General features: G+C 68.4%; 21 protein-coding genes. 11 read left to right on the top strand and 10 right to left on the bottom strand.

Annotated features, from left to right (window positions below; genetic code table 11):
- Nucleotides 1-5: 5 nt before the first annotated feature.
- A complete protein-coding gene (locus D8S75_RS00110; protein ID WP_119963910.1) occupies nucleotides 6-650 on the top strand; it encodes a nitrous oxide reductase accessory protein NosL in 645 nt (214 codons plus the stop codon).
- A 60-nt stretch (nucleotides 651-710) separates the two neighbouring features.
- Here the strand turns inward: D8S75_RS00110 and D8S75_RS00105 are convergent, their stop codons facing one another.
- From D8S75_RS00105 to D8S75_RS00080, 5 genes are all read right to left on the bottom strand, one after another.
- Complete coding sequence (locus D8S75_RS00105; protein WP_232828797.1) at nucleotides 711-1,013, bottom strand: hypothetical protein; 303 nt, start codon at nucleotides 1,011-1,013, stop codon at nucleotides 711-713.
- A complete protein-coding gene (gene creD / locus D8S75_RS00100) occupies nucleotides 1,010-2,398 on the bottom strand; it encodes a cell envelope integrity protein CreD (RefSeq protein WP_119963909.1) in 1,389 nt (462 codons plus the stop codon). Before creD ends, D8S75_RS00105 begins: the two co-directional genes overlap by 4 nt.
- Before the next feature lie 232 nt (nucleotides 2,399-2,630).
- Nucleotides 2,631-4,076, bottom strand: coding sequence for a two-component system sensor histidine kinase CreC (creC, locus tag D8S75_RS00090; protein WP_119963908.1), 1,446 nt, complete (start codon nucleotides 4,074-4,076; stop codon nucleotides 2,631-2,633).
- 80 nt (nucleotides 4,077-4,156) lie between these two features.
- Entirely contained in the window at nucleotides 4,157-4,834 is a 678-nt protein-coding gene (gene creB, locus D8S75_RS00085) for a two-component system response regulator CreB (RefSeq protein WP_119963907.1), read from the bottom strand.
- 173 nt (nucleotides 4,835-5,007) lie between these two features.
- The gene (locus tag D8S75_RS00080; RefSeq protein ID WP_119963906.1) at nucleotides 5,008-5,643 is read right to left on the bottom strand and encodes a MarC family protein; all 636 of its coding nucleotides are present in this window, start codon (nucleotides 5,641-5,643) and stop codon (nucleotides 5,008-5,010) included.
- Between the two features lie 183 nt (nucleotides 5,644-5,826).
- Between D8S75_RS00080 and D8S75_RS00075 the strand changes: the two genes are divergently transcribed.
- Nucleotides 5,827-7,473: a methyl-accepting chemotaxis protein gene (locus D8S75_RS00075; protein WP_269813986.1), complete on the top strand. Its 1,647-nt coding sequence runs from the start codon at nucleotides 5,827-5,829 to the stop codon at nucleotides 7,471-7,473.
- A 6-nt stretch (nucleotides 7,474-7,479) separates the two neighbouring features.
- Here the strand turns inward: D8S75_RS00075 and D8S75_RS00070 are convergent, their stop codons facing one another.
- The 5 genes from D8S75_RS00070 to hemB all read right to left on the bottom strand — a co-directional run bounded on the left by D8S75_RS00070 (nucleotide 7,480) and on the right by hemB (nucleotide 15,396).
- Nucleotides 7,480-9,156 carry a methyl-accepting chemotaxis protein gene (locus D8S75_RS00070; RefSeq protein WP_119963904.1) on the bottom strand — a complete coding sequence of 559 codons (1,677 nt, stop codon included), beginning with the start codon at nucleotides 9,154-9,156 and terminating at the stop codon, nucleotides 7,480-7,482.
- On the bottom strand, nucleotides 9,153-11,426 hold the full coding sequence (locus D8S75_RS00065; RefSeq protein WP_119963903.1) for a putative bifunctional diguanylate cyclase/phosphodiesterase: 2,274 nt from the start codon (nucleotides 11,424-11,426) through the stop codon (nucleotides 9,153-9,155). Before D8S75_RS00065 ends, D8S75_RS00070 begins: the two co-directional genes overlap by 4 nt.
- Nucleotides 11,427-11,694: 268 nt before the next feature.
- Complete coding sequence (locus tag D8S75_RS00060) at nucleotides 11,695-12,315, bottom strand: ANTAR domain-containing response regulator (protein ID WP_119963902.1); 621 nt, start codon at nucleotides 12,313-12,315, stop codon at nucleotides 11,695-11,697.
- Nucleotides 12,312-14,210: a PAS domain S-box protein gene (locus tag D8S75_RS00055; protein WP_198673107.1), complete on the bottom strand. Its 1,899-nt coding sequence runs from the start codon at nucleotides 14,208-14,210 to the stop codon at nucleotides 12,312-12,314. Before D8S75_RS00055 ends, D8S75_RS00060 begins: the two co-directional genes overlap by 4 nt.
- Nucleotides 14,211-14,388: 178 nt before the next feature.
- Entirely contained in the window at nucleotides 14,389-15,396 is a 1,008-nt protein-coding gene (gene hemB / locus D8S75_RS00050) for a porphobilinogen synthase (protein WP_119963900.1), read from the bottom strand.
- A 220-nt stretch (nucleotides 15,397-15,616) separates the two neighbouring features.
- Here hemB and D8S75_RS00045 point away from each other — a divergent pair, with 220 nt between their 5' ends.
- The 9 genes from D8S75_RS00045 to D8S75_RS00005 all read left to right on the top strand — a co-directional run.
- Nucleotides 15,617-16,045, top strand: a complete 429-nt coding sequence (locus tag D8S75_RS00045) for a CopD family protein (RefSeq protein ID WP_119963899.1) — start codon at nucleotides 15,617-15,619, stop codon at nucleotides 16,043-16,045.
- 24 nt (nucleotides 16,046-16,069) lie between these two features.
- Nucleotides 16,070-17,167 carry a VanZ family protein gene (locus tag D8S75_RS00040; protein ID WP_119963898.1) on the top strand — a complete coding sequence of 366 codons (1,098 nt, stop codon included), beginning with the start codon at nucleotides 16,070-16,072 and terminating at the stop codon, nucleotides 17,165-17,167.
- Between the two features lie 9 nt (nucleotides 17,168-17,176).
- Nucleotides 17,177-17,527 (top strand): (2Fe-2S) ferredoxin domain-containing protein, encoded by a 351-nt coding sequence (locus tag D8S75_RS00035; RefSeq protein WP_119963897.1) that lies wholly within the window; start codon nucleotides 17,177-17,179, stop codon nucleotides 17,525-17,527.
- A gap of 84 nt (nucleotides 17,528-17,611) precedes the next feature.
- Nucleotides 17,612-18,247 (top strand): alpha/beta hydrolase, encoded by a 636-nt coding sequence (locus tag D8S75_RS00030; protein ID WP_119963896.1) that lies wholly within the window; start codon nucleotides 17,612-17,614, stop codon nucleotides 18,245-18,247.
- 64 nt (nucleotides 18,248-18,311) lie between these two features.
- Nucleotides 18,312-19,481: a D-alanyl-D-alanine carboxypeptidase family protein gene (locus D8S75_RS00025; protein ID WP_119963895.1), complete on the top strand. Its 1,170-nt coding sequence runs from the start codon at nucleotides 18,312-18,314 to the stop codon at nucleotides 19,479-19,481.
- 183 nt (nucleotides 19,482-19,664) lie between these two features.
- On the top strand, nucleotides 19,665-20,042 hold the full coding sequence (gene rpsL / locus D8S75_RS00020; protein ID WP_015012185.1) for a 30S ribosomal protein S12: 378 nt from the start codon (nucleotides 19,665-19,667) through the stop codon (nucleotides 20,040-20,042).
- Nucleotides 20,043-20,210: 168 nt separating this feature from the next.
- Nucleotides 20,211-20,684: a 30S ribosomal protein S7 gene (gene rpsG / locus D8S75_RS00015; protein WP_005798541.1), complete on the top strand. Its 474-nt coding sequence runs from the start codon at nucleotides 20,211-20,213 to the stop codon at nucleotides 20,682-20,684.
- 153 nt (nucleotides 20,685-20,837) lie between these two features.
- Complete coding sequence (gene fusA / locus D8S75_RS00010) at nucleotides 20,838-22,940, top strand: elongation factor G (RefSeq protein WP_119963894.1); 2,103 nt, start codon at nucleotides 20,838-20,840, stop codon at nucleotides 22,938-22,940.
- 225 nt (nucleotides 22,941-23,165) lie between these two features.
- The coding region (locus D8S75_RS00005; protein WP_229726451.1) for a GTP-binding protein at nucleotides 23,166-23,269 on the top strand (104 nt) is incomplete at its 3' end.

Genomic DNA, 23,269 nt, shown 5'->3' with positions numbered 1-23,269 from the left:
CCTCCATGCAGCTGCCCGGGCCCCCCCTCCTTCCTTCTTCGGCGCGCCGCCTGTGGCGTGGCGGGGCGGTGGCCCTCGCCATTGCCGTGGCGGCGATGGCGTGGTGGAGCCTGCCGATCATCCAGTCGGCGTGGGCGCCCGAGGCCGCTCCGGTGCTGGACCCCGATGTCTGCGTCGTCGCGCCGCCCACGCCCTACGACCCGGCCTCGGGCCTGCCGATGGAAGCTGCCCGCGCCGTGCCGGCCGACGTGCGCTGCCCGGTCTGCGGCATGTACCCGGCGCGCTCGCCCGGTTGGGCCGCGCAGGTCATCTTCGCCAACGGCGATGCGCAGTTCTTCGACTCGCCGCTGAGCCTGTTCATGTACCTGAACGATGTGGCGCGCTACAGCCCGGGGCGCAGCGCCGACGAGATCGTGGCGCGCTACGTCACCGATGTGTCCAGCAAATCCTGGGCCGACGCGCGCAGCGCCTTCTATGTGCACGGCTCCTCGGCCAAGGGCCCCATGCGCGCCGGCAACCTGCCCGCCTTCGCCTCGCAGGAGGCGGCGCGCCAGTTCGCCGCCCAGCGCGGCGGCGACGTCCTGCCCTTCCGCGCCATCGACGCCGGCCTCATCGAGCAACTGGCCGTGCCCACCGGCCATTCGCACTGAAATCGCTATTTAATTAATAGCGGTTGGCGCTTTATTCATGGGCGCCAAAGGCCTTTTCTCTTAAATTTCCAGGTGCCCGCTACGCCGGGGCGGCAGCAGCGCGGCCATGCGCCATGCCAGCAGGCGCAGCGCGCCACGCAAGGCCGGTGTGGCCGGCTGGGCGTAGGCCGCCTGCAGCACGGCCTGCTGGGCGCCGCGCAGCGCGCCACGGTCTTGCGCGCGCAGGGCGGCCAGCAGACGGTCGCGGTGGCGCTGCACGCGCAGGGCCTCGGCCTGCGTCAGTGGTGCCTGCGGCGCGGGCATGGGGGCCGCCAGGTGGCGCGCCCAGGCGTCGGCCATGGGCCAGGCATCGGGGCGGCTCATGCGGCCTCCGGACGGGCGGCGGCGCGGGGAGCGCCCAGGCCGTACCAATCGATGCGCCGCGTGAGCACCATCACGGCGGCCAGCACGGCGAACAGGGCCACGGCGCCGACCACCAGCGCCGTCTGCTCCAGCAGCAGCAGGTACAGCAGGCCGTAGAGCAGCGCCATGCCCGCGCCGAACGGCAGGCCGCGCCGCAGGCTGCCCAGCATGTGGCGGGCGTAGTAGCCCAGCAGCAGCACGCAGGCCGTGGCCGCCAGCGCATAGGAGACGCCGAACGGCAGGTGTTCCGACAGGCTCACCAGCAGCAGGAAGAAGCTGCACAGCGCGCTGCCCACCAGCAGGTACTGCACCGGGTGCACGCGCAGGCGCTGCATCAGTTCGAACAGGCCGACGGCCACGAAGGTCAGTGCTATGAACAGCACGCCGTACTTGGTGGCGCGGTCCGCCAGCGCATAGGGGTTCACCGGGTCGATGAAGGCCACGCTGAAGCTATCGGCGCAGTCGCGCGCGCCGCCGGGCGGTGGCACGGCGGCTTCTTCGTCGGGTGCCTCGCACACCGGCTTGCCCTGGCCGATGTCCTGCTGCGCCGTGCTGGCCAGCGACGACAGGCGCCAGCGCGCCGTGAAGCCGTCCGTGCGCACCTCGCGCTCGGACGGCAGGAAGCGCCCGGAAAACGAGGGGTGCGGCCAGCCGCTGTCCATCTGTACCTCGGTGCGGCTGCCCAGCGGCACGATGGACAGGCGCTCGGTGCCCACCAGCTCCAGGTCCAGCGTGACGGCCAGGCCATCGGCCTGGCCGCGCACCGACTCGGGCAGCACGGCGTGCACGCCCCGGCTGTAGGTGGGGTGGAAGGTGCCGGGCTTGAGCGCAAGCTGCTGCTCGCCCAGCTGCAGCTGCGCCGTTCGGATGCCGCGCGCATCGCCCACGGCCAGCATCAGGATGGGCACGCCGCACTGCAGGCGCGAGCCCTTCACCGTGGCCTGCGGCTGCAGGCTGGCCAGCGGGGCCCACTGCGCGGCGATCCGGGTTTGGAGCGTGTAGGTGTTGACCTTGTGCAGACCGCGCGCCCGTTCTTCCATGGCCGCGCCGCTGCGCAGCCGCAGTTGCTCGGGCATGGCGGTGAGCAGGAACTCGCGGCGCTGCTCCACCATGCGCCGGTCTTCGCCCTTGCCGGTTTCCGTCTCCCAGCTCTCCACGCAGGCGCTGTGGATCATCGGCCCCATCAGCGTCTGCGGCCCGGCCAGGCTGGCGGCCACGCCCTGCGCGGCCTGGTGGCGGTAGCGCTGCCGGTCGCGCACCACGTCCTCGACGAGGCCCAGGCCGATGAGCAGCAGCAGGGTGATGCCGGCCAGCGCGGCCAGTTTGGTGAACAAGGGGTGTTTCAAGGCGTCCTCCACGGTGAATGTGGAGCCAGTGTTCACCCCGGCCGTGAGGGAACCATGAAGTTTGTGAGGCGAAGGTGAAATCCGTGTATCCGTTCTTCAGCGCCGTGTTGGAGCGCTCATGGCGCGCGATGCCGGTGCGGCCTGGGTCAGCGGCCGCCGTGCAAGGGCCGCCCCGCCGCAGCGGTGCGAGAGCGGGGGGAAGGAGCGAAGCGACCCGGGGGGGTGTTCCGCATCACGCGGGAAACACCAGCTCCACGCGCAGGCCGGGCAGGGTGTTGCGTACCTCCATGTGGCCGCCGTGCAGCGCCATCACGCGCCGCACGATGGCCAAGCCCAGGCCCGAGCCGCTGCGCTCGCCGTTCGGGCGGGCCGTGGTGAAGAAGCGCTCGCCCAGGCGCGGCAGGGCGTAGTCGGGCACGCCGGGGCCGGCGTCCTGCACGACGGCGCGCGCGCCGTCCAGCGCCACCTGCACCGTGCTGCCCTCGGGCGCGAAGTCCACCGCGTTGTCGAGCAGGTTGGTCAGCGCCAGGGTGATGAGCTCGGCCTCCCACGGGCCGCTGACGCCCTGGCCGGCGAGCGCCAGCACCACGCCGCGCTGCGCCGCGCGCGCCTGGGTGTGCGCGATGGCGGTGCGGGCGCAGTCCTGCAGGGCCACGGGGTGGCGCGCCTCGGCGTGCTGGCGCTGTTCCAGCTTGCTCAGCTCCAGCAGGCGGTCGACGAGGCGCTGCAGGCGCTCGCTCTGCTGCACCACCTGGGTGGCGAACTGCGCCCGGTCCGCGGCGGGCAGGTCTTCCTGCAGCAACTCGCCGGCGCCACGGATGGCGGCCACGGGGCTCTTGAGCTCGTGCGTCAGCGCGCGCACGTAGCCCTCGATGTAGTCGCGCCCCTCCAGCCGCGCGCGCATGCGGTCCATGGCGCGCGCCAGGTCGCCCAGCTCGCCCGGTACCGAGGGCACGGCCAGCGCGGTGGGGGCGGCCGTGTCGTGCTCGCCGTCGGCGGGGCCCTGCACGCTCAGCGCGTAGTCGCGCAGGCGGCGCACGTTCCACACCATCCACAGCGTCACGGCCACGCCCACGGCGGCCGAGAGCGCCAGCAGCAGCAGCCCGCCCATCAGCACCTTGCGCTCGGCGCGGTCGATGAAGCGCTGCACCGTGCGCACGGGCTTCGCCACGGTGAGCACGCCCGCGATGCGCCCCTGCACCTGGATGGGCGCGGCGACATGCATGACGCCGCTGGCGTCGTCGGCCGGAGTCTCGCGGCTCATGCGCGCGCCGTACTCGCCGCGCAGGGTGCGGGCCACATCGCGCCACTGCGAGAAGTCCTGGCCCACGGCCTGGTTCTCGGAGTCGAACAGCACGCGCCCGGCGGCGTCGGTGACGTAGATGCGGTAGTCGAGCGACTGCTTGGCAAAGCCCCAGATCGCGGCGTCGACGGGGCGGGAGGCGTATTGGCGCACCTGGCGGGCAAAGGCGCTGGTGGCGCCGCCGCCCTGCAGCCGGCCCGTGGCAAGGTCGTCGCTGGCCAGTTCGGCGAGGAGGTTGGCGGTGTCCACCATCATGTCCTCCATCACCTCGCGCACGCTGGGCTTGATTTCCGCCGTGAACACGCGCAGCACGAAGAAGGCCGCGATGCCGTTGATGACGAAGAAGGCGAACAGCAGGCGGATGCCGAGGCGCATGGCTTACCGAGGAAAAAGGGGCTTATCAAAAAACATAGCTGCCAGCGCCTGCTGGATAAGCGCTGGAGGCCAATTTGGCTTCAAACATCCAGGCAGTAGCCCATGCCCCGGTGCGTGCTGATGTACTCGCGCGTGGGGTCGGCCTCGCGCAGCTTGGCGCGCAGGGTCTTGATGTGGGTATCCACGGTGCGGTCCTGGCTGTCGCTCTCGTCGCCCCAGGCGGCGGCCAGCAGGGTGTCGCGCGCATGGATGCGGCCCGCGCCCGCCAGCAGGCAGGCCAGCAGGCGGTATTCGCGCCGCGTGAGCGCCAGCGGCCGGCCGTGCAGGACCATGCGCTGGCCGGCGCGGTCGTCGAGGAAGGGCGCGGTGCGGGCCAAGGGCGCCGGCGCCTGCACGGCGGCGCGGCGCAGCAGCGCCTTCACGCGCGCGGCCAGCTCGCGCGGGCTGAAGGGCTTGGCGAGGTAGTCGTCGGCGCCCAGTTCCAGGCCCAGCACGCGGTCGATCTCCTCGCCGTGCGCGCTGAGCATCAGCACCGGCGTTCCGCCGGCGGCGCGCACCTCGCGGCACAGGTCCAGGCCGCTGCCGTCGGGCAGGCCGACATCGAGCACCAGCAGGTCGAACGCGCCGTGGCGCAGCAGGTTGCGCGCGTCCTGCAGCAGCAGGCTGTGCGTGGTGCGCAGGCCCTCGCGCTCCAGCGCGTAGGCGACCGTGCGGGCGATGGCCGGGTCGTCCTCCAGCAGCAGCACATGGGCGGACATTTCAGTTCTCCACGGTGCGGCGCGTCACCACGGATGCCTGAGACTGGCGCGGCCAAGCCAGCGGCCGCCGCGCAAGGGCCGCCCCGCCGCGCTGGCGGCGTCCCCCCTCCCGCACCGCGCAGCGAGGCGAGTGAAGGGGAAGGAGCGAAGCGACACAGGGGGGTATTGCATCTCTAGCGCGCGACCAGGACCGGGAACAGCTTGACCAGGCCCTCGGCCATCACCTCCACGGCCAGCGCGGCGAGGATCAGGCCCATGAGCCGGGTCATGACGTTGATGCCGGTCTTGCCCAGGATGCGCGCGATCGGTTCGGCCAGCGAGAAGCACACCGCCGTGGCGGCGGCGATGACCACGCCATAGCCCACCAACGCGGCGTGCTGCCAGAAGGTCTGGGCGCGGTCGGCGTAGATCACCACGGTGGACATGGTGGCCGGGCCGGTGAGCAGCGGAATGGTGAGCGGCACCACGGCGATGCTGGCGCCGGCGGCGGCCTTCTCGGCGCCTTCCTCCAGCTCATGCGTGTGGGGCTTGGCCTCGGCGGGCTGGGCGTTGAGCATGTTCATGGCGCTGATGAGCAGCAGCATGCCGCCGCCGACCTGGAAGCTCTGCAGCGAGATGCTGAAGAAGTCCAGGATCTGCAGGCCCAGCAGCGCGCAGGCGGCGATCACGCAGAACGCGGCGAACGAGGCCGTGCGGATGGTGCGCAGGCGCTGTTGTTCCGAGAAGCCCTGCGTGTAGTGGATGAAGAACGGCACGATGGCCAGCGGGTTGACGATGGCCAACAGGGTGATGAGGGGCTTGAGGTCCAACGTGGTTCTCCGGATGCGTGGTGCGATCCTAGCGGGAAAACCGCTGGTGGGCACCTGGGCGGGGCGTTGCGTGGGCGAGTTTTGCTGTCATGCCGTTGTCGCAGAAATAACTTGTGCGTGAAAAAAAACGGCGTTACAAACCGTACTTCCACCCTAAGCCCTGTCCCCGCGAGGAGGTGTTCCATGAAGCCGAGCGATATGAAAATCTCGACCAGGCTGGTCCTGGGTTTCGCCCTGATGGGTGTGCTGATCATGGCCCTCGGGGCCGTGGCGCTCTGGAAAAGCGCTGCTATCCGAGAGGATTTTCGTGTCGTGACCGATGAGCGTATTCCGCGCGTCGCCGTGCTCAACGATATCAAGGGCCACCTCGGGCAGATCGCCATCGGGATGCGCAACATGGTGCTCGCCGAGAGCGGCGACGAGGTCCAGCGCCAGCGGCAGGCGGTGCTGGCGTCGCGGCAGAAGGTGGGTGAAGCACTCGCCCGCCTCAAGGCCGAGATCATCGCGCCCCGGGGCAAGGAGCTGTTGGCGGCCATCGAGGCGCAGCGTGCCCGCTACATCGAGGCCCAGGAGCGCTACCTTGCCTTGGTGGAGCAGGGCAATGCCGAGGACGCGCGCCGCTACCTTCTCAAGGATGTCCGGCCCGTGCTCGATGCCTATTTCAGCGCGGTGGAAGCCCTGATCGGCTTCCAGACGGAGCTGCTGGGCCAATCGGTCGACAGCGCCCAGGCCGACGTGGTGTCGATCCAGAACACCGTCTGGGCCACCATCTTGCTGGCCTTGCTCGTGGCGGCGGTCCTGGCGGCATGGATCATCCGTGCCATCACCGGCCCCCTGCGGCAGGCGGTGGAGGTGTCGCATGCGGTGGCCGCCGGCAACCTGGGCATGGCGCTCCAGGTGCAGGGGCGCAACGAGACGGCGCAGCTGCTGCGCTCCCTGCAGCAGATGATGGAAAGTCTGCGCAAGGTGGTGTCGAACGTGCGCTCCGGGTCGGAGAGCGTGGCCTCGGCCAGCGCCCAGATCGCCCAGGCGAACCACGACCTGAGCGCGCGCACCGAGCAGCAGGCCAGCGCCCTGGAGCAGACGGCGGCTTCCATGGAGCAGCTCAATTCCACCGTGCGCCAGAATGCCGACAACGCGCGCCAGGCCAACCAGCTCGCCATGTCGGCCACCACGGTGGCCGAGCGCGGCGGCGCGGTGGTGGGCGAGGTCGTCGAGACCATGAAGGGCATCAACGACAGCTCGCGCAGGATCGCCGACATCATTGGCGTGATCGACGGTATCGCCTTCCAGACCAACATCCTGGCGCTCAACGCCGCCGTGGAGGCGGCGCGCGCGGGCGATCAGGGCCGGGGCTTCGCCGTGGTGGCCTCCGAGGTGCGCAGCCTGGCCAGCCGCTCGGCCGAGGCCGCCAAGGAGATCAAGACGCTCATCGGCACGAGCGTGGAACGGGTCGAGGCCGGCTCCCAACTGGTCGATCAGGCCGGGGCGACGATGCAGGAAGTGGTGGCCGCCATCCGCCGGGTGACCGACCTGATGGGAGAGATCAGCGCCGCCAGCACCGAGCAGAGCCAAGGGGTGGATCAGGTCGGCGAGGCCGTCATCCAGATGGACCAGACCACGCAGCAGAACGCCGCGCTGGTGGAGGAAATGGCCGCGGCCGCCAGCAGCCTGCGGGGACAGGCGCAGGAGCTGGTCCGCTCCGTGGAGGTGTTTCGCCTGGGTGACGAGCCCTCGCATGCCGAGAGCCCGCAGGTGCCTGCGCCCGCCCTGGAAACCAGGACGGCGGTGCCGGCCCTGCGGCCAGGGCTGCCCAGGCTGGCGGTCTGACGCCGGTCAGCTGGCCGCTGCGGCCAGGCGTGGCTGCATGACCCCCCGTGCCGGTGCTGGCAGTGCGCTGTGCGCGGCCTGTGCCGGCAAGGCCGTTGGCACCGGCTGGGCGGGCCTGGAGGGCTGGTGGCTGGGGGTGTCGCCCGCCAGCGTGAACACGGCGATGGTCTGAACCTGGGCCTTGGCCTGGTCCTGCAGGCTGCGCGCGGCGGCTGACAGCTCTTCCACCAGCGCGGCGTTCTGCTGCGTGGTCTGGTCCAGGTGCTGCACGGCCTCGCCGATCTGGCCCATGCCGCTGCTTTGCTCGACACTGGCAGCGCTGATGTCGGTCATCAGCGTGGTCACGCGCTGGATCGCGGCCACGGCTTCCTCCATGGTCTGACCGGCCGTGTTCACCAGTTCGGTGCCCTTGCCCACGCGCTCCACGCTGGAGCTGATGAGCGCCTTGATCTCCTTGGCGGCCTCGGCCGAGCGGCTGGCCAGGCTGCGCACCTCGGAGGCCACCACGGCGAAGCCCCGGCCTTGCTCGCCCGCGCGCGCCGCCTCCACGGCGGCGTTGAGCGCCAGGATGTTGGTCTGGAAGGCGATGCCGTCGATCACGCCGATGATGTCGGCGATCTTGCCCGATGAGGTGTGGATTTCTTGCATGGTGTTCACCACCTGTCCCATCACCTCGCCCCCGCGCAGGGCGACGGCGCTGGCGTTGGCCGCCAGTTGCTGGGCCTGGCGGGAGTTGTCGGCGTTCTGCTGCACGGTGGCGTTGAGCTGCTCCATGGCGGCGGCGGTCTGTTCCAGCGCGCTGGCCTGCTGCTCGGTGCGGCTGGCCAGGTCGTGGTTGCCCATGAAGATCTGGCTGGAGGCGCTGGCCACGCTCTCGCTGCCTTCGCGGATGGTGCCGACGATGCCGGTCAGCTGCTTCTGCATGGCATCGAGCGCATGCAGCACCTGGGCGGCCTCGTCCCGACCATCGGCCTGGACGGGGTGGCTGAGATCGCCCTTGGCGATGGTTTCGGCCACCTCGATGGCATGGCCGAGCGAGTGGGAGATGCCGCGCACCAGCGTGGTGGCGAACAGGGCGGCGAACAGCAGGCCGAGGACGATGGAGGCGACGGCAGCCGCGCGGATCATGGCGTATTGGGCGTCGCCCTGTTCGTAGGCCTTCTTGCCTTCGTCGAACTGGAGCTGGAGCAGGGCGTTGATACCTTCTCCCACGGGGAGATAGAGCGGGCGCACCTGTTCGATGACGATGCGGTTGGCGCCAGGAATATCGCCGGCGCGCAGTGCCGCCACGGTGGGCCGCAGGCCTTCGCGCACGAAGCGCCCCCGGTTATCGGTGAAGGCCTTGGCCAGTTGTTCCTCCTGCGGGCTGTGCGGACGCGCCAGATAGTTATCCCATATGCGGGTGATGGCAGCGATGTTGGCTTCCACTTCCGCCGTGCTGGCCTTGATCGTTGCCTCGTCCGGTGTGACCAGTGCCACGGCAAGGGCCAGGCGGTTGCGCAATAGCAGCGACTGGATCTGTCCGATGTCCGCCGTGGTGGTGAGCCGGTCCTCGTACATGGAGTGCAGGGCCTTGTTGGACTGGGAGATGCCCCACAGCCCCAGGCTGCCGATGGCCAGCAGCAGCAGGGAAAGAAGGCCAGCGAGGGCTGCGACGCGGGTGGAAATCTTGAAGCGATTCATGTGAACTCTCCGGAGGGTGTGGCCCAAGGAGCGGGCGTTGCAGTGGCGGGAACGAAAGGGGAGGCATGCTGCTCCAGCCATTGCGCGAATCGGGCGATCGGCAGGGGATGGCTGAACAGGTAGCCCTGGAAGACCAGGCATTGCAGCTCCAGCAGGGCCTGGCGTTGTGCCGGGGTTTCCACGCCCTCGGCAATCACGTTCAGCCCCAGGTTGCGGGCCATGTCGATGATGGTCTGGACAATGGCGGCATCGCTTGCGTCGGAAACAATGTCTTCGACGAAGCTGCGGTCGATCTTGAGGTGTTCCAGGGGCAGGCGCTTGAGCTGCGCGAGCGACGAATAGCCCGTGCCGAAGTCGTCCAGCGCGAAGCGCACGCCGTGCTGTCGCAAGGTCTGCATCTTGTCCACGGTGTCGGCGATGTCGTCGAGCACCAGGCTTTCCGTCAGCTCCAGCACCAGCTTGCCTGGGTTGGCCCCGGACTGCTGGAGCGACCGGCAGACCTGGTCCACGAAGCCGGGGTGCCGGAACTGGCGTGCGCTCACGTTGACCGCCAGTTCCAGGTGCCGGGTCGCTGCCTGCGTGCTCCAGGTAGCGAGCTGGGCGCAGGCCTGCTCCAGCACCCAGGCGCCTATGGGCAGGATGAGGCCCGACGCCTCGGCGATGGGGATGAACTCGGCTGGCGCCACCGGGCCATGCACCGGATGGTTCCAGCGCAGCAGCACTTCCGCGCCGACGGGCCGGCCGGTGGCGCTGACCTGGGCCTGGTAATGCAACTGGAGCTGGCCGGCCTCCACGGCCCCGCGCAGGGCCGTTTCCAGGGCCGTGCGGGTTTCCAGCTGGACCTGCATGGAAGGATTGAAGAGGCAGTGGCCGTTGCGCCCCGCGTTCTTGGCCTGGTACATGGCCGCATCGGCGCGCTTGAGCAGTTCCTTGATGCTGGAATTGTGGTTCTTGAACAGGCAGATGCCGATGCTGGCGCTGCCATGGTAGATCTGCCCGGCCAGCGGGCAGGGCCGGGACACGGCGGCCAGCAGTTGGCTGGCCAGGGCCTCGGCCTGCGCCAGGGCCTCGGTCTCGGTGGGCGACAGGAGATCCATCAGGACGACGAACTCATCCCCGCCGATGCGCGCGATGGAGTGGGGCGCATGCACGGCCATGCGCAGGCGCTGCGCCACTTCCAGCAGATGCTGGTCGCCGATCTCGTGGCCCAGGGTGTCGTTGATGGTCTTGAAGTTGTCCAGGTCGAGCAGCAGCACGGCACGGTGCCGGTCGTCCTGGCGGCTGGCGGTCAGCGCGGCCTGCAGACGGTCGCGCAGCAGCCGCCGGTTGGGCAAATCGGTCAGCGGGTCGTAGTAGGCAAGCTGGTGGATGGCCTTTTCGTTCGCGGCCAGGCGGTGCTGCATGGAGCGCAGCTCTGTCAGCACCGTGCTGATTTCGTCCTTGCCCTGCACATGGATGGGGGTGTCGAGCCTGCCATCGGCGATGTGGCGGAACACCTCGGTCACCTGGCGCAGCGGGCGGACGATGGAGCGGATCAGCATCACGCCGAGAAAGCCCAGCACGGCCATGGACAGCAGCAGCGCGCCGATGGCCAGCCTGCGCGTCTGCTCGTAGCGTTGCACGCCGGCTTCATAGGCCGCGCGGGCCTGGTTGAACTGCATGTCGATCAGGGCCTGGACGTCCGGGCTGGCGCGCTCGTAGAGCTGACGGACCAGGGCCGCCAGGCGCTGGGTGTCCTGGTAGTCCAGGGAACGCAGGGCCGCGAGCGCCGGCATGACGGCCTCGCGCAGGTAGTGCGCACGGCGGCTGGCGAAACGGTCGGACAGCGCCAGCTCCTGCGGGGTCCGGGGGCCGGCGGTGTAGAGGCTCCACAGCCGGTCGATGGCGATCACGTTGTGCTCGATGGCCTGGGCCGCGCTGCGCGCGAGATCCGGGTTCAGCATGATCCTGCTGGGGGCGCCCTGTGTCGCGGTCTGCGCCAGGGCCATCTGCAGCTGGTGCTGGTTGGACAGCATGAGGTGCGCGATCTGAGAAAGCGTGCGCACCGGCTTCATGCGGTCCTCATGGACGGCGCGCAGGCTTTCGTTGGCGGTCGCCAGTCCCTGGATGCCGGCGGTGGCCAGGACCACCGTCACCAGGACGGCCAGCGCCATCATGGCCGCCAGGCGGGTGCCGATGCGAAAGCGCGAGAACAGGGCGTGCCCGATGTCCGGGCGCGCATCCAGGGGGCCGTTCCAGGAACTGCTCAGCGGGAGCGGGGGCGTGCTCATGGCTGGGGGCGGCGGGAGTGCGCGCAGGCCTGCATGGCGGCGCTCTGGAGGCGTCGCTGCGCTGTTGCCTGCATGCTGGTGGCGAGAAGAAGCGGGGCGGGGCCGAACATTTGCATGAATCCCTGGCCGGGGGGCCATGGATCTCGCGAGGCGTGTTCGGGGCCTCGTGGTGCTGGGCGGCCGGGGGCACAGGCGGCTCAGCGAACAGGAAAATGAATTCTGGGACGAGAATTTTTATCCGGAATACGTGAAAACCCCATGACAGCGGTCAAGACTTTGGGTCCTTTTGCAGGGTGTCGCACAGCTGGATGACCTCGCGCGCCAGGTCGGCGAGCTTGCGCCTTTGCGAGCGCGAGGAGGACCGCAGCAGCTCGAAGGCCGCGGGGCGCGCCAGCCGGTACTGCATCATGGTGATGCCGGTGGCCACGTTGATGTCGCGGTCGCCGTCCAGGGCCTTCTGCAGCTGGGCGCGTGCCTGGCGCAGCTCGTCCAGGTCCCGGGCGCGTCGCAGCGCGGCCTCCACGGCGGGTCGGATCTGCACCACGTCGATGGGCTTGACCATGTAGCCCAGCGCGCCGAAGTCCGTGGCGCGTTCGACGGTCAGGGCGTCGCTGTAGGCGCTGAGCATGAGGAAGGGGATGTGGTCGAGGCTGCGCAGGCGCTCGGCCAGCTCCAGGCCGTCGCGCCCGGGCATGCGCACGTCGATGATGGCCAGGTCGGGCCGCAGGCTGCTGGTCAGCAGCGCTTCGGCGTCGTCCACGGACTCGGCGGTGGTGACCTCGTAGCCGGCGTCGCGCAGGCCGTTCGCGAGGGTGGCGAGGATCAGGCGATCGTCGTCCACCAGCAGCAGATGGGGTGGTTGGGGGGAGATGGGTGGAGGGTTCTTCATGGCGATGTGGCGGATTCGAGGTGGATGACGGGAGGGCCGAGGTCAAGCTGCAGGACAGCCCATTCGCCTGTCTGCATGCGGGTCATCCGGGCGCCGCTGCGCGGCATCAGGGCCTCGACCAGGCTCAGCCCGCCCTGCGAAGGCTTGGCGGGCTCGGGCCAGCGGCCGGGGTTGGCGATGGTGATCTGGACGCAGCCCTCCTGCGGGCCGTCGTGCAGCCGCACGCGCACGTCCTGCTGGGATTTGCCGCCATGCTTGACGGCGTTGAGGATCAGTTCGTTGAGCACCAGGGCCACGGGCACGGCCTCGGCCGGGGTGACATGGCAGGCTTTCCACCAGTGGGGGGTGTCCACGTGGATGGGGGTGTCCCAGAGCGATTCGATACCGCCGGCCACGGCGCAGATGAGATCGCCCAGCCGCACCCGGTCGGCCGTGGTGCTGCCCTGCAGCCCATGGATTACGGCGATGCTGTGCACCTGGCCGATGACCTGGTTGATCGGGCCGTGCAGCCTGGGGTGCTTGTGGTCGAGCGTGCGCAGCATGCCCATGACGCCCTGCAGGTTGTTCTTGATGCGGTGGTGCACCTCGCGGACCAGGGCCTCGCGGTGGATCTGCTCCATCTTGCGGCGCTGCTCTTCCTGTGCGTGCAGATCGGTGATGTCGGTCAGGGCGAGCACGTAGTGCGTGGTGCGCGCATGGTGGTCCCGCACCGGGCTCAGGGTGATCTGCACGGGGTAGGTTTCGCCCGATTTGCGCCGGTGCCATTCGCGGCGCTGCAGGTATTGCGCGGGGGTGAAATCCGTGGCCTCGGTGGCCGGTGCTTCGGCGCAGGGCGTGGAGGGGGCGAGGAGGAAATGCGGTGTGCGGCCCAGCACTTCGGACAGCGCGTAGCCCGAGAGGCGCAGGAACGACTGGTTGGCCTGCAGGATCACCGACCGCTCGTTGGTGATCAGCATCCCCTCCTGGCATTCGAAAGCGATGGCGGCCACGCGCAGCGAGGATTTCTGGCGCCGCCGTTCCGTCAGGTAGGCCGCCAGCGACAGGCCCACGACGGTCAGGATCATCATGTAGGACCAGTAGCCGAAACCGTGGTTGGCGGCGATGTCGCGGGCGAAGAAGCCGGTGCGCTGGTAGCTGCCCCACAGGGCCTGCAGCGCGATCATGCACAGCAGCCCCATCGTGGAGAGCATGCCCAGGCGCGCGCCCGACCAGCTCACGAACAGGAACATCCAGTAGGCGTTGGCCAGCGGGGCCAGCAGCGGGTCCTGCGTGTTGCCGAAGATGATGGCGGCGCCGACACTGGCGAGCAGCCAGACCAGGAGGCCTTCGTCCATGCGGTGCAGGGGCTGGGCGAAACGCAGCGCGCGCCGGTAGGCCATGGCCAGGGGCGCGATCAGCAGGGAGCCCAGGGAGCAGCCCATCCACCACTGCAGGAAATACCCCATGCAGTCGCCCGGGGCGATTTCGCCCGACAGCAGCAGGGCGGCGCTGGCCACCAGCGCGCCGGCGCCCGCTCCGGCGCCGCAGACCCACAGCAGCACATGCCGGACCACGCTGAAGTTGGGGTGGTCCTTGTCGAAGCTCGGCTGGCGCAGCATGAGCCGGCTGGCGACCAGGGCGGCGGCGAGGATGCCCAGCGACTCGGCCAGGGCCGCCAGTGGCGCATCGCCCGCCAGCAGGCCGCTCAACAGGCTGCCGGCGAAGATCGCCGGCGCCAGCCGGGGGCCGCCAAGGATCAGCAGGACCAGGGCCAGGCCGCTGGCGGGCTGGATCAGCGGTGCCAGGCCCAGCCCGGGCAGGGGGGTCGCCGTGGTTTCGGCCACCACCATGTACAGCAATGCCGCCGCGGTGAGAGCCAGCGGCCGGGCCGGTGCGGAGGTGCTGCGCGGGGGCATGCTGTTCGGGGTATGGGAGGGAGGCCGGGGCGCGCCGGAATGGCTGGGCGGTGCCGGGGGTGCAAGGCATCGTAGCCTAAGCCCCCCTGTTTGCGGCCTGTCGCGGCGCGGAATGGCGCGCTGCGTTGACATAGGTCAATTTTGACCATGGCGCCCACCCCGCAGGCGCCAATAGCTATTATTTTTGTAGCAAACGCGCGGCGTCGCGGGCGAAGTAGGTCAGCACGCCGTCGGCGCCCGCGCGCTTGAAGGCGAGCAGGCTCTCCAGCATCACCGCGTCGTGGTCGAGCCAGCCGTTCTGCGCTGCGGCCTTGAGCATGGCGTACTCGCCCGACACCTGGTAGGCGAAGGTGGGCACGCGGAACTCGTCCTTCACGCGGCGCACGATGTCCAGGTAGGGCATGCCGGGCTTGACCATGACCATGTCGGCGCCCTCGGCGATGTCCATCGCCACCTCGCGCAGCGCCTCGTCGCTGTTGCCGGGGTCCATCTGGTAGACCTTCTTGTTGCTCTTGCCCAGGTTGGCGGCCGAGCCCACGGCGTCGCGGAACGGGCCGTAGAAGGCGCTGGCGTACTTGGCGCTGTAGGCCATGATGCGCGTGTGCACATGGCCATGGGCCTCCAGCGCTTCGCGGATGGCGCCGATGCGGCCGTCCATCATGTCGCTGGGCGCGACGATGTCCACGCCGGCGTCGGCCTGGGTCAGCGCCTGGCCGACCAGCACTTCCACCGTGGCATCGTTCAGGATGTAGCCGGTCTCGTCGAGCAGGCCGTCCTGGCCGTGGCTGGTGAAGGGGTCGAGCGCCACGTCGGTCATCACGCCGAGGTCGGGGAATTCCTTCTTCAGCGCGCGCACCACGCGCGGCACCAGGCCGCCTTCGTTGAGCGCTTCCTTGCCGTCGGGCGTCTTGAGGCTGGCGTCGATCACCGGGAACAGCGCCATCACGGGGATGCCGAGCTTGACGCAGTCCTCGGCCACGGGCAGGAGCAGGTCCAGGCTCAGGCGTTCCACGCCGGGCATGGAGCCCACGGCCTCGCGGCGGTTCTGGCCGTCGAGCACGAACACGGGGTAGATCAGGTCGTTCGCCGTGACGGCGTGCTCGCGCACGAGGTTGCGGGTGAAGGCGTCGCGGCGCAGGCGGCGCGGGCGGCTGGCGGGGAAGGGGGTGGGGCTGGAGAGGTGCATGGGGAAAATTGTGCCCGAACTGGCGCGGACCCGGCCGCTGGCGGTGTTGCCGGGGGCAGCCCGTGGTGCTAGATTGGCGCCGGGCGGCCTGGCCGCCCCCCGCTTTTTCCTCCCTGAGCGGGGCCCGGCGGCGCAAGCGCCCACGGGCTTATGGGCCCGGCATCCCCGCCGGGCCTTTTTTTGCCAGGGCCGGCGCCCGTGGGCCACTACACTCGGCGCCATGCTCTGGGTCAAATCGTTCCATATCGTCTTCGTGGCCAGCTGGTTCGCCGGTCTGTTTTACCTGCCGCGCATCTTCGTGAACCTGGCCATGGTGACGCCGGGCTCGGAGGCTGAGCGCGCGCGCCTGCTGCTGATGGCGCGCAAGCTCATGCGCTTCACCACGCTGCTGGCCGTGCCCGCCGTGGCTCTGGGCCTGTGGTTGTGGCTGGGCTACGGCATCGGCAAGGGCCCGGGCAACGGCTGGCTGCACGCCAAGCTGTTCGTGGTGCTGCTGGTGCTGGGCTACCACCACGCCTGTGGCGTGCTGCTGCGCCAGTTCGCGGCCGGCACCTGCCGGCGCAGCCATGTCTGGTTCCGCTGGTTCAACGAGGCTCCGGTGCTGATGCTGGTAGCCGCCGTGGTGCTGGTGGTGGTCAAGCCCTTCTAGCGCGGGCCATCGGGGAGTCTGGCCATGCACAAGACCTCCGCCTGGCCGCTCGCCTGGGTCTATGCCGCGCTGATCGTCTTCGCCAGCCTGTTCCCCTTCATCGGCTGGCGCGACCAGGGGATTTCGCCCTGGGTCTTCCTGGCCGCACCGCTGCCGCCGCCGTACTGGACCGGCTTTGACGTCGCCACCAACGTGGTGGGCTATGCGCCGCTGGGTTTTCTGCTGGCGCTGGCGCTGCTGCGCACCGGTCGGGGGCTGCTGGCCGTGCCGCTGGCGCTGGCGGCGGGCGCCCTGCTGTCGATGCTGCTGGAATTCCTGCAGATCTACCTGCCCCAGCGCGTGCCGTCCAACCTCGACCTGGCGCTGAACTCGGCGGGCACCTTGGCGGGCGCTCTGAGCGCGGCCCTGCTGGAGCGCCTGGGGGCCATCGACCGCTGGAGCCGTTTCCGCGACCGCTGGTTCGCGCCCGATGCGCGCGGCGCCCTGGTGCTGCTGACGTTGTGGCCCTGGGCGCTGCTGTTTCCGGCGGCCGAGCCTTTCGGCCTGGGCCAGGTGTTCGAGCGCCTGGAGGCGGCGCTGGCCGAGCTGCTGGCGGGCACGCCCTTCCTCGACTGGCTGCCGGTGCGCGATGCGCCGTTGCTGCCGCTGTCGCCCGTGGCCGAACTGCTGTGCGTGGCCCTGGGCCTGCTCGTGCCCTGTCTGCTGGCCTACAGCATGGTGCGGCACCTGGGGCGGCGCGTGGTGTTGGTGCTGGCCATCATCGTGGGCGGGGTGGGGGCGACGGCCCTGTCGGCCGCGCTGAGCTACGGGCCGGCGCACGCCTGGGCCTGGCTGGGCATGCCGGTGCGCGTGGGCATCTGGGTGGGGCTGGTGCTGGCGGCCCTGCTGCTGGCGCTGCCGCCGCGCGCCAGCGCGGTGCTGCTGCTGGTGGTGCTGACCCTGCACCTGGGCCTGCTCAACGACGCGCCCACGAGCGCCTATTTCGCCCAGACGCTGCAGGCCTGGGAGCAGGGCCGCTTCATCCGCTTCTATGGCCTGGGCCAGTGGCTGGGCTGGCTCTGGCCTTATGCCACGCTGGTCTATGTGCTCCTGCGCGCCTCGCGGCGCGCCCGCCCTTCCTAGAATACGGGCATGAGCGAAACCACCCAGCCCGCGCCCGCCTACTTCGAGCGCCACATCTTCTTCTGCCTCAACGAACGCCCCAACGGCGAGGCCTGCTGCGCCCAGCATGGCGCCCAGGAGGCCTTCGACCGCTGCAAGGCGCTGGTGAAGGCCGCCGGCCTGGCCGGCCCCGGCAAGGTGCGCGTGAACAAGGCGGGCTGCCTGGACCGCTGCGCCGCCGGCCCGGTGGCCGTGGTCTATCCCGAGGGCGTCTGGTACAGCTACGTGGACGCATCGGACATCGACGAGATCGTCGAGTCGCACCTGAAGAACGGCCAGGTGGTGGAGCGCCTGCGCACGCCGCCGGAACTCGGGCGCTGATCCGTAGTCCATCCGGTTTCAAGCTTTTTTGGCTTCCAGCGCCCGATGGTCGGGCGCGAGCAGCTATTGAATTGGTAGCAATTCGTGAACGCACACACTGAAAAACTGGTCTTCACGGGCGAGGCCGGCGCCATTGAGGCGCGCCGCGATGCCCCGGCCGTGGGCATGGCCCCGCGCGGCACGGTCGTCATCGCCCACCCGCACCCGCTGTTCGGCGGTACGATGGACAACAAGGTGGTGCAGACCCTGGCGCGCGCCTATGTCCAGTGCGGCTGGAGCGCCGTGCGCTTCAACTTCCGGGGCGTGGGCGGCAGCGCCGGCGTGCACGACGAAGGCCGCGCCGAGCTGCAGGACCTGCTGGCCGTGGTGCGCCAGGTGGCGCCCGAGGGGCCCATCGCCCTGGCGGGGTTTTCCTTTGGCGCCTTCGTCGCCAGCCATGCGCTCGCCGCCCTGTGGGGCGAGCGCGAGGTGGCCAGCGCGGTGCTGGTGGGCACGGCGGCCAGCCGCTTCACCGTGGCGCCGGTGCCCGCGCCCGCCCACCTGCGTACCCTGGTGGTGCATGGCGAGCAGGACGACACCGTGCCGCTGGCCTCCGTGATGGACTGGGCGCGCCCGCAGACACTGCCTGTCACAGTCATCCCCGGTGGCGGGCATTTCTTTCACGGACAATTGCACCTGCTCAAGGAATTGGTGGTTCGCCACCTGCAAGCGGTGGCGTGAGCGCCGCCGCCTTCCCTCTCGCGCCGCCTCGGCGCATGCTTCCCTTTTTGACGGCTTTTTCTCCATGAACCGAATCTTTTCCCTGCTGCGCTCCCTGGCATTGGCCGTGGGCGTGGCTTCCTGTGCCCTGGCGGCGCGGGCCCAGGCGCCCCAGCCCCCCGAAATCGCCGCCCGCGCCTACATGCTGGTGGATGTGACGGCGGGCCAGATCCTGGCGGCCAAGGATGTCGATGCGCCGGTCGAGCAGGCGTCGTTGACCAAGCTCATGACCGGCTACCTGGTGTTCGATGCATTGCGCGCCAAGAAGATCACGCTGCAGCAGAAGTTCGCCGTGAGCACGCGCGCCTGGAAGATGCCTGGCTCGCGCATGTTCATCGATCCCAAGATGCAGGTGCCGGTGGACGACCTGCTCAAGGGCATGATCGTCCAATCGGGCAACGACGCCACCGTCGCGCTGGCCGAGGGCGTGGGCGGCACCGTGGAGAACTTCGTCAAGCTCATGAACGACCAGGCCCAGGCCCTGGGCATGAAGAACACGGCCTACCGCAACCCCGAGGGCCTGACCGAGGCGGGCCACACCACCACGGCGCGCGACCTGTCCATCCTGGCGACGCGGCTGATGCAGGACTTTCCCGAGTACATGCACTACTACGCCACCAAGCAGTACCGCTACGAGGGCACGCCGGCGTCCAACAGCGCCAACCGCAACCTGCTGCTGTACCGCGATCCGAGCGTGGACGGGCTCAAGACCGGCCACACCGCCGCCGCCGGCTACTGCCTCGTGGCCACGGCCAAGCGTGAGTTTCCCAATGTGGGCACGCGCCGCCTGGTCTCCATCGTGCTCGGTGCCGCCAGCGAGAACGCCCGCGCCAACGAAAGCCAGAAGCTGCTGAACTGGGGCTATACCGCCTTCGACGCCGTCAAGCTGTTCGATGCGGGCCAGGCCGTGGATACGCCAGCGGTCTGGAAGGGCAAGGCCGCCACGGTGAAGATCGGCCGCCCCGAAGCCATCGTGGTGGCGGTGCCGGCGGGCAGCGGCGGCAAGATCGCCACGCAGATCTCCCGCCGCGACCCGCTGGTGGCGCCCTTTGGCAAGGGGCAGGAAGTCGGCACGCTCAAAGTGTCGCTGGGTGACGAGGTGCTGCGCGAGGCGCCGCTCCTGGCGCTCGACGGCGTCGAGCAGGCCGGCGTGCTGGGCCGCGCCTGGGACGCCATCCGCCTCTGGATCAAGTGATCGGCCCTGGATGGAGGCGCTCCCGGCGCAGACTGGCCGGGCGGCGGCCTGTTCGGGGGTGCCGGGCGCCCGCCGAATCCATGCGCGGGCTTGATGCGGGCGGGGCTATCTGCTACATTTGAAGGCTTTTCGGAATTTCCGAAGGGTTTCACGTTTTCGTTTTTACGTTTAGGGACGTATTTCATGCCAACCATCAATCAACTGGTCCGTCAGGGGCGCGAGGTCGAAAAGACCAAGTCCAAGAGCCCCGCGATGGAAAACTCTCCCCAGCGCCGCGGCGTGTGCACCCGTGTGTACACCACGACGCCCAAGAAGCCGAACTCCGCTCTGCGTAAGGTCGCCAAGGTGCGCCTGACCAACGGTTTCGAAGTCATTTCCTACATCGGCGGTGAAGGCCACAACCTGCAGGAACACAGCGTGGTGCTGGTTCGCGGCGGTCGTGTGAAGGACTTGCCCGGTGTGCGTTACCACATCGTGCGTGGTTCGCTCGACTTGCAAGGCGTGAAAGACCGCAAGCAGGCGCGCTCCAAGTACGGCGCCAAGAAGCCCAAGGCCAAATAAGCCCTGCGCTTTTTTGCAAAAAATTTCGGTGCTGTCTCCCGCGTGGCGCGGTGAAGCAGCGTAGTGACCCCAAACGCAGGTGTTCTGCGCGGGTCGAGTAAGTGGGAGTCCTGTATGGCTCTCGCGGTGCCGGAAACGGTGCCAACTGAAGCAAGATAGAGGTGAAAAATGCCACGTCGTCGCGAAGTCCCCAAACGTGAAATCCTGCCGGATCCCAAGTTCGGCAATGTAGAGCTGTCCAAATTCATGAACGTGATCATGGAAGGCGGCAAGAAGGCAGTTGCAGAGCGCATCATTTACGGCGCCCTGGAACTGATCGAGAAGAAGCACCCCGACAAGGACCCCCTGGAAGCCTTCACCGTTGCCATCAACAACGTGAAGCCCATGGTCGAAGTGAAGTCCCGCCGCGTCGGTGGCGCGAACTACCAAGTGCCCGTGGAAGTGCGTCCCGTGCGCCGCCTGGCCCTGTCGATGCGCTGGATCAAGGAAGCCGCCCGCAAGCGTGGCGAGAAGTCGATGGCCCAGCGCCTGGCCAACGAACTGCTGGAGGCCACCGAAGGCCGTGGCGGTGCCATGAAGAAGCGTGACGAAGTGCACCGCATGGCCGAAGCCAACAAGGCGTTCAGCCACTTCCGCTTCTAAGCGAATCGGCGATCGTTTTTGTCGCCAAGCGCAAGGCTGCCGGCATTTCTGCCTGCAGCCTTGTGGCGATTGAGGCGGTCACAAAATTGACGGGTCGCAGCCGCACAATGGCCGCCCCGCCCCCTGAATAAACGACCCATCCAAGGACTCACCATGGCTCGCAAGACCCCCATCGAGCGCTACCGCAATATCGGTATCTCGGCCCACATTGACGCCGGCAAGACCACGACGACCGAACGTATCCTGTTCTACACCGGTGTGAACCACAAGATCGGTGAAGTGCACGATGGCGCTGCCACCATGGACTGGATGGAGCAGGAACAAGAGCGCGGCATCACGATCACCTCGGCTGCCACGACCTGCTTCTGGAAGGGCATGGACATGTCCTACCCCGAGCACCGCTTCAACATCATCGACACCCCCGGCCACGTGGACTTCACCATCGAGGTGGAGCGTTCCATGCGCGTGCTGGACGGCGCCTGCATGGTGTACTGCGCCGTGGGTGGCGTGCAGCCCCAGTCGGAAACCGTGTGGCGCCAGGCCAACAAGTACAAGGTGCCCCGTCTGGCCTTCGTGAACAAGATGGACCGCACCGGCGCCAACTTCTTCAAGGTCTATGACCAGATGCGCCTGCGCCTGAAGGCCAACCCCGTGCCCGTGGTGATCCCGATCGGCGCCGAAGAAGGCTTCAAGGGCGTGGTCGACCTGCTCAAGATGAAGGCCATCATCTGGGACGAGGCCTCGCAAGGCATGAAGTTCGATTACCAGGACATCCCGGCCGACCTCGTCGAATCCGCCAAGGAATGGCGCGAGAAGATGGTCGAGGCCGCCGCCGAGGCGTCCGAGGACTTGATGAACAAGTACCTGGAAGAGGGCGACCTCTCCGAGGAAGAGATCAAGGTGGGTTTGCGCACCCGCACGATCGCCACCGAAATCCAGCCCATGCTGTGCGGTACCGCGTTCAAGAACAAGGGCGTGCAGCGCATGCTGGACGCCGTGATCGACTACCTGCCTTCGCCCATCGATGTGCCTCCGGTGCCTGGCTTCGACGAAGACGAGCAGGAAACCAGCCGCAAGGCCGATGATGGCGAGAAGTTCTCCGCCCTGGCGTTCAAGCTGATGACCGACCCCTTCGTGGGCCAGCTGACCTTCGTGCGCGTGTACTCCGGCGTTCTGACCAAGGGCGACTCGGTCTACAACCCCGTCAAGGGCAAGAAGGAGCGTATCGGCCGTATCGTGCAGATGCACGCCAACGAGCGCCTGGAAGTGGAAGAAATCCGCGCTGGCGACATCGCGGCCTGCGTGGGCCTGAAGGATGTGACCACGGGTGAGACCCTGTGCGATCCCGATGCCATCGTGACGCTGGAGCGCATGGTGTTCCCCGAGCCCGTGATCGCGCAGGCCGTGGAACCCAAGACCAAGACCGACCAGGAAAAGATGGGTATCGCCCTGCAGCGCCTGGCCGCCGAAGATCCGTCCTTCCGCGTGAAGACCGACGAAGAATCCGGCCAGACCATCATTTCCGGCATGGGCGAACTGCACCTCGAAATCATCGTGGACCGCATGAAGCGCGAATTCGGCGTGGAAGCCAACGTGGGCAAGCCCCAGGTGGCCTACCGCGAAACCATTCGCAAGACGGTGGAAGAAGCCGAAGGCAAGTTCGTGCGCCAGTCCGGTGGTAAGGGTCAGTACGGTCACGTCGTGCTCAAGATCGAGCCGAACGAAGCCGGCAAGGGCATCGAGTTCGTCGACGCCATCAAGGGCGGCGTGGTTCCTCGCGAATTCATCCCGGCCGTGGAAAAGGGTATCAACGAAGCCGTCACGCAAGGCGTGCTGGCCGGCTACCCCGTGGTGGACGTCAAGGTCACGCTGCACTTCGGTTCGTACCACGATGTGGACTCGAACGAACTGGCGTTCAAGATGGCTGCCATCTTCGGCTTCAAGGAAGGCTGCAAGAAGGCCGGTCCCGTCATCCTGGAACCCATGATGGCCGTGGAAGTGGAAACGCCCGAAGACTACGCCGGTACCGTGATGGGTGACCTGTCCAGCCGTCGCGGCATGGTGCAAGGCATGGACGACATGGTCGGCGGCGGCAAGGCCATCAAGGCCGAAGTGCCCCTGTCGGAAATGTTCGGCTACTCGACCTCGCTGCGTTCCGCGACGCAAGGCCGCGCCACCTACACGATGGAATTCAAGCACTACAGCGAAGCCCCTCGCAACGTGTCTGAAGCCATCATGGCTGCCCGCGCCAAGTAATTGGCGCGCCGAGCGAAAGGTCTGCTCCGGCGGGCCTTTTCTCTGCAATTTTGAGTCAAATAGGCTGTTGGTGCTTGTCTGTCAAGCGCCAATAGCTATTAAAACAGTAGCAAGTTTCTTGCAATCTGCGATCCGGTGCCGTCCTGTTGCCCTGTGCGGGACGAGTGAGCAACCGGGTGCAGACGTTAAACCCCGACACAGGCGCTGCTCTTTGGAGAGATTGAAATGGCAAAAGGTAAGTTTGAACGGACCAAGCCCCACGTCAACGTGGGCACGATCGGCCACGTGGACCATGGCAAGACGACGCTGACGGCGGCCATCGCCACGGT

The organism is Simplicispira lacusdiani (assembly GCF_003604195.1).
GTDB lineage: Bacteria > Pseudomonadota > Gammaproteobacteria > Burkholderiales > Burkholderiaceae_C > Simplicispira > Simplicispira lacusdiani.
Note: the sequence above shows the minus strand (reverse complement) of the source record. Positions and strands in the feature narration are given on the sequence as shown.

Excerpts from the sequence above, each read along its gene's own strand:
- D8S75_RS00110 (WP_119963910.1), top strand. The coding sequence starts at position 6 with ATGCAGCTGCCCGGGCCCCCCCTCCTTCCTTCTTCGGCGCGCCGCCTG.
- D8S75_RS00105 (WP_232828797.1), bottom strand. The coding sequence starts at position 1,013 with ATGAGCCGCCCCGATGCCTGGCCCATGGCCGACGCCTGGGCGCGCCAC.
- creC (WP_119963908.1), bottom strand. The coding sequence starts at position 4,076 with ATGCGCCTCGGCATCCGCCTGCTGTTCGCCTTCTTCGTCATCAACGGC.
- creB (WP_119963907.1), bottom strand. The coding sequence starts at position 4,834 with ATGTCCGCCCATGTGCTGCTGCTGGAGGACGACCCGGCCATCGCCCGC.
- D8S75_RS00075 (WP_269813986.1), top strand. The coding sequence starts at position 5,827 with ATGAAGCCGAGCGATATGAAAATCTCGACCAGGCTGGTCCTGGGTTTC.
- D8S75_RS00070 (WP_119963904.1), bottom strand. The coding sequence starts at position 9,156 with ATGAATCGCTTCAAGATTTCCACCCGCGTCGCAGCCCTCGCTGGCCTT.
- D8S75_RS00065 (WP_119963903.1), bottom strand. The coding sequence starts at position 11,426 with ATGAGCACGCCCCCGCTCCCGCTGAGCAGTTCCTGGAACGGCCCCCTG.
- D8S75_RS00060 (WP_119963902.1), bottom strand. The coding sequence starts at position 12,315 with ATGAAGAACCCTCCACCCATCTCCCCCCAACCACCCCATCTGCTGCTG.
- D8S75_RS00055 (WP_198673107.1), bottom strand. The coding sequence starts at position 14,210 with ATGCCCCCGCGCAGCACCTCCGCACCGGCCCGGCCGCTGGCTCTCACC.
- hemB (WP_119963900.1), bottom strand. The coding sequence starts at position 15,396 with ATGCACCTCTCCAGCCCCACCCCCTTCCCCGCCAGCCGCCCGCGCCGC.
- D8S75_RS00045 (WP_119963899.1), top strand. The coding sequence starts at position 15,617 with ATGCTCTGGGTCAAATCGTTCCATATCGTCTTCGTGGCCAGCTGGTTC.
- D8S75_RS00040 (WP_119963898.1), top strand. The coding sequence starts at position 16,070 with ATGCACAAGACCTCCGCCTGGCCGCTCGCCTGGGTCTATGCCGCGCTG.
- D8S75_RS00035 (WP_119963897.1), top strand. The coding sequence starts at position 17,177 with ATGAGCGAAACCACCCAGCCCGCGCCCGCCTACTTCGAGCGCCACATC.
- D8S75_RS00025 (WP_119963895.1), top strand. The coding sequence starts at position 18,312 with ATGAACCGAATCTTTTCCCTGCTGCGCTCCCTGGCATTGGCCGTGGGC.
- rpsL (WP_015012185.1), top strand. The coding sequence starts at position 19,665 with ATGCCAACCATCAATCAACTGGTCCGTCAGGGGCGCGAGGTCGAAAAG.
- rpsG (WP_005798541.1), top strand. The coding sequence starts at position 20,211 with ATGCCACGTCGTCGCGAAGTCCCCAAACGTGAAATCCTGCCGGATCCC.
- fusA (WP_119963894.1), top strand. The coding sequence starts at position 20,838 with ATGGCTCGCAAGACCCCCATCGAGCGCTACCGCAATATCGGTATCTCG.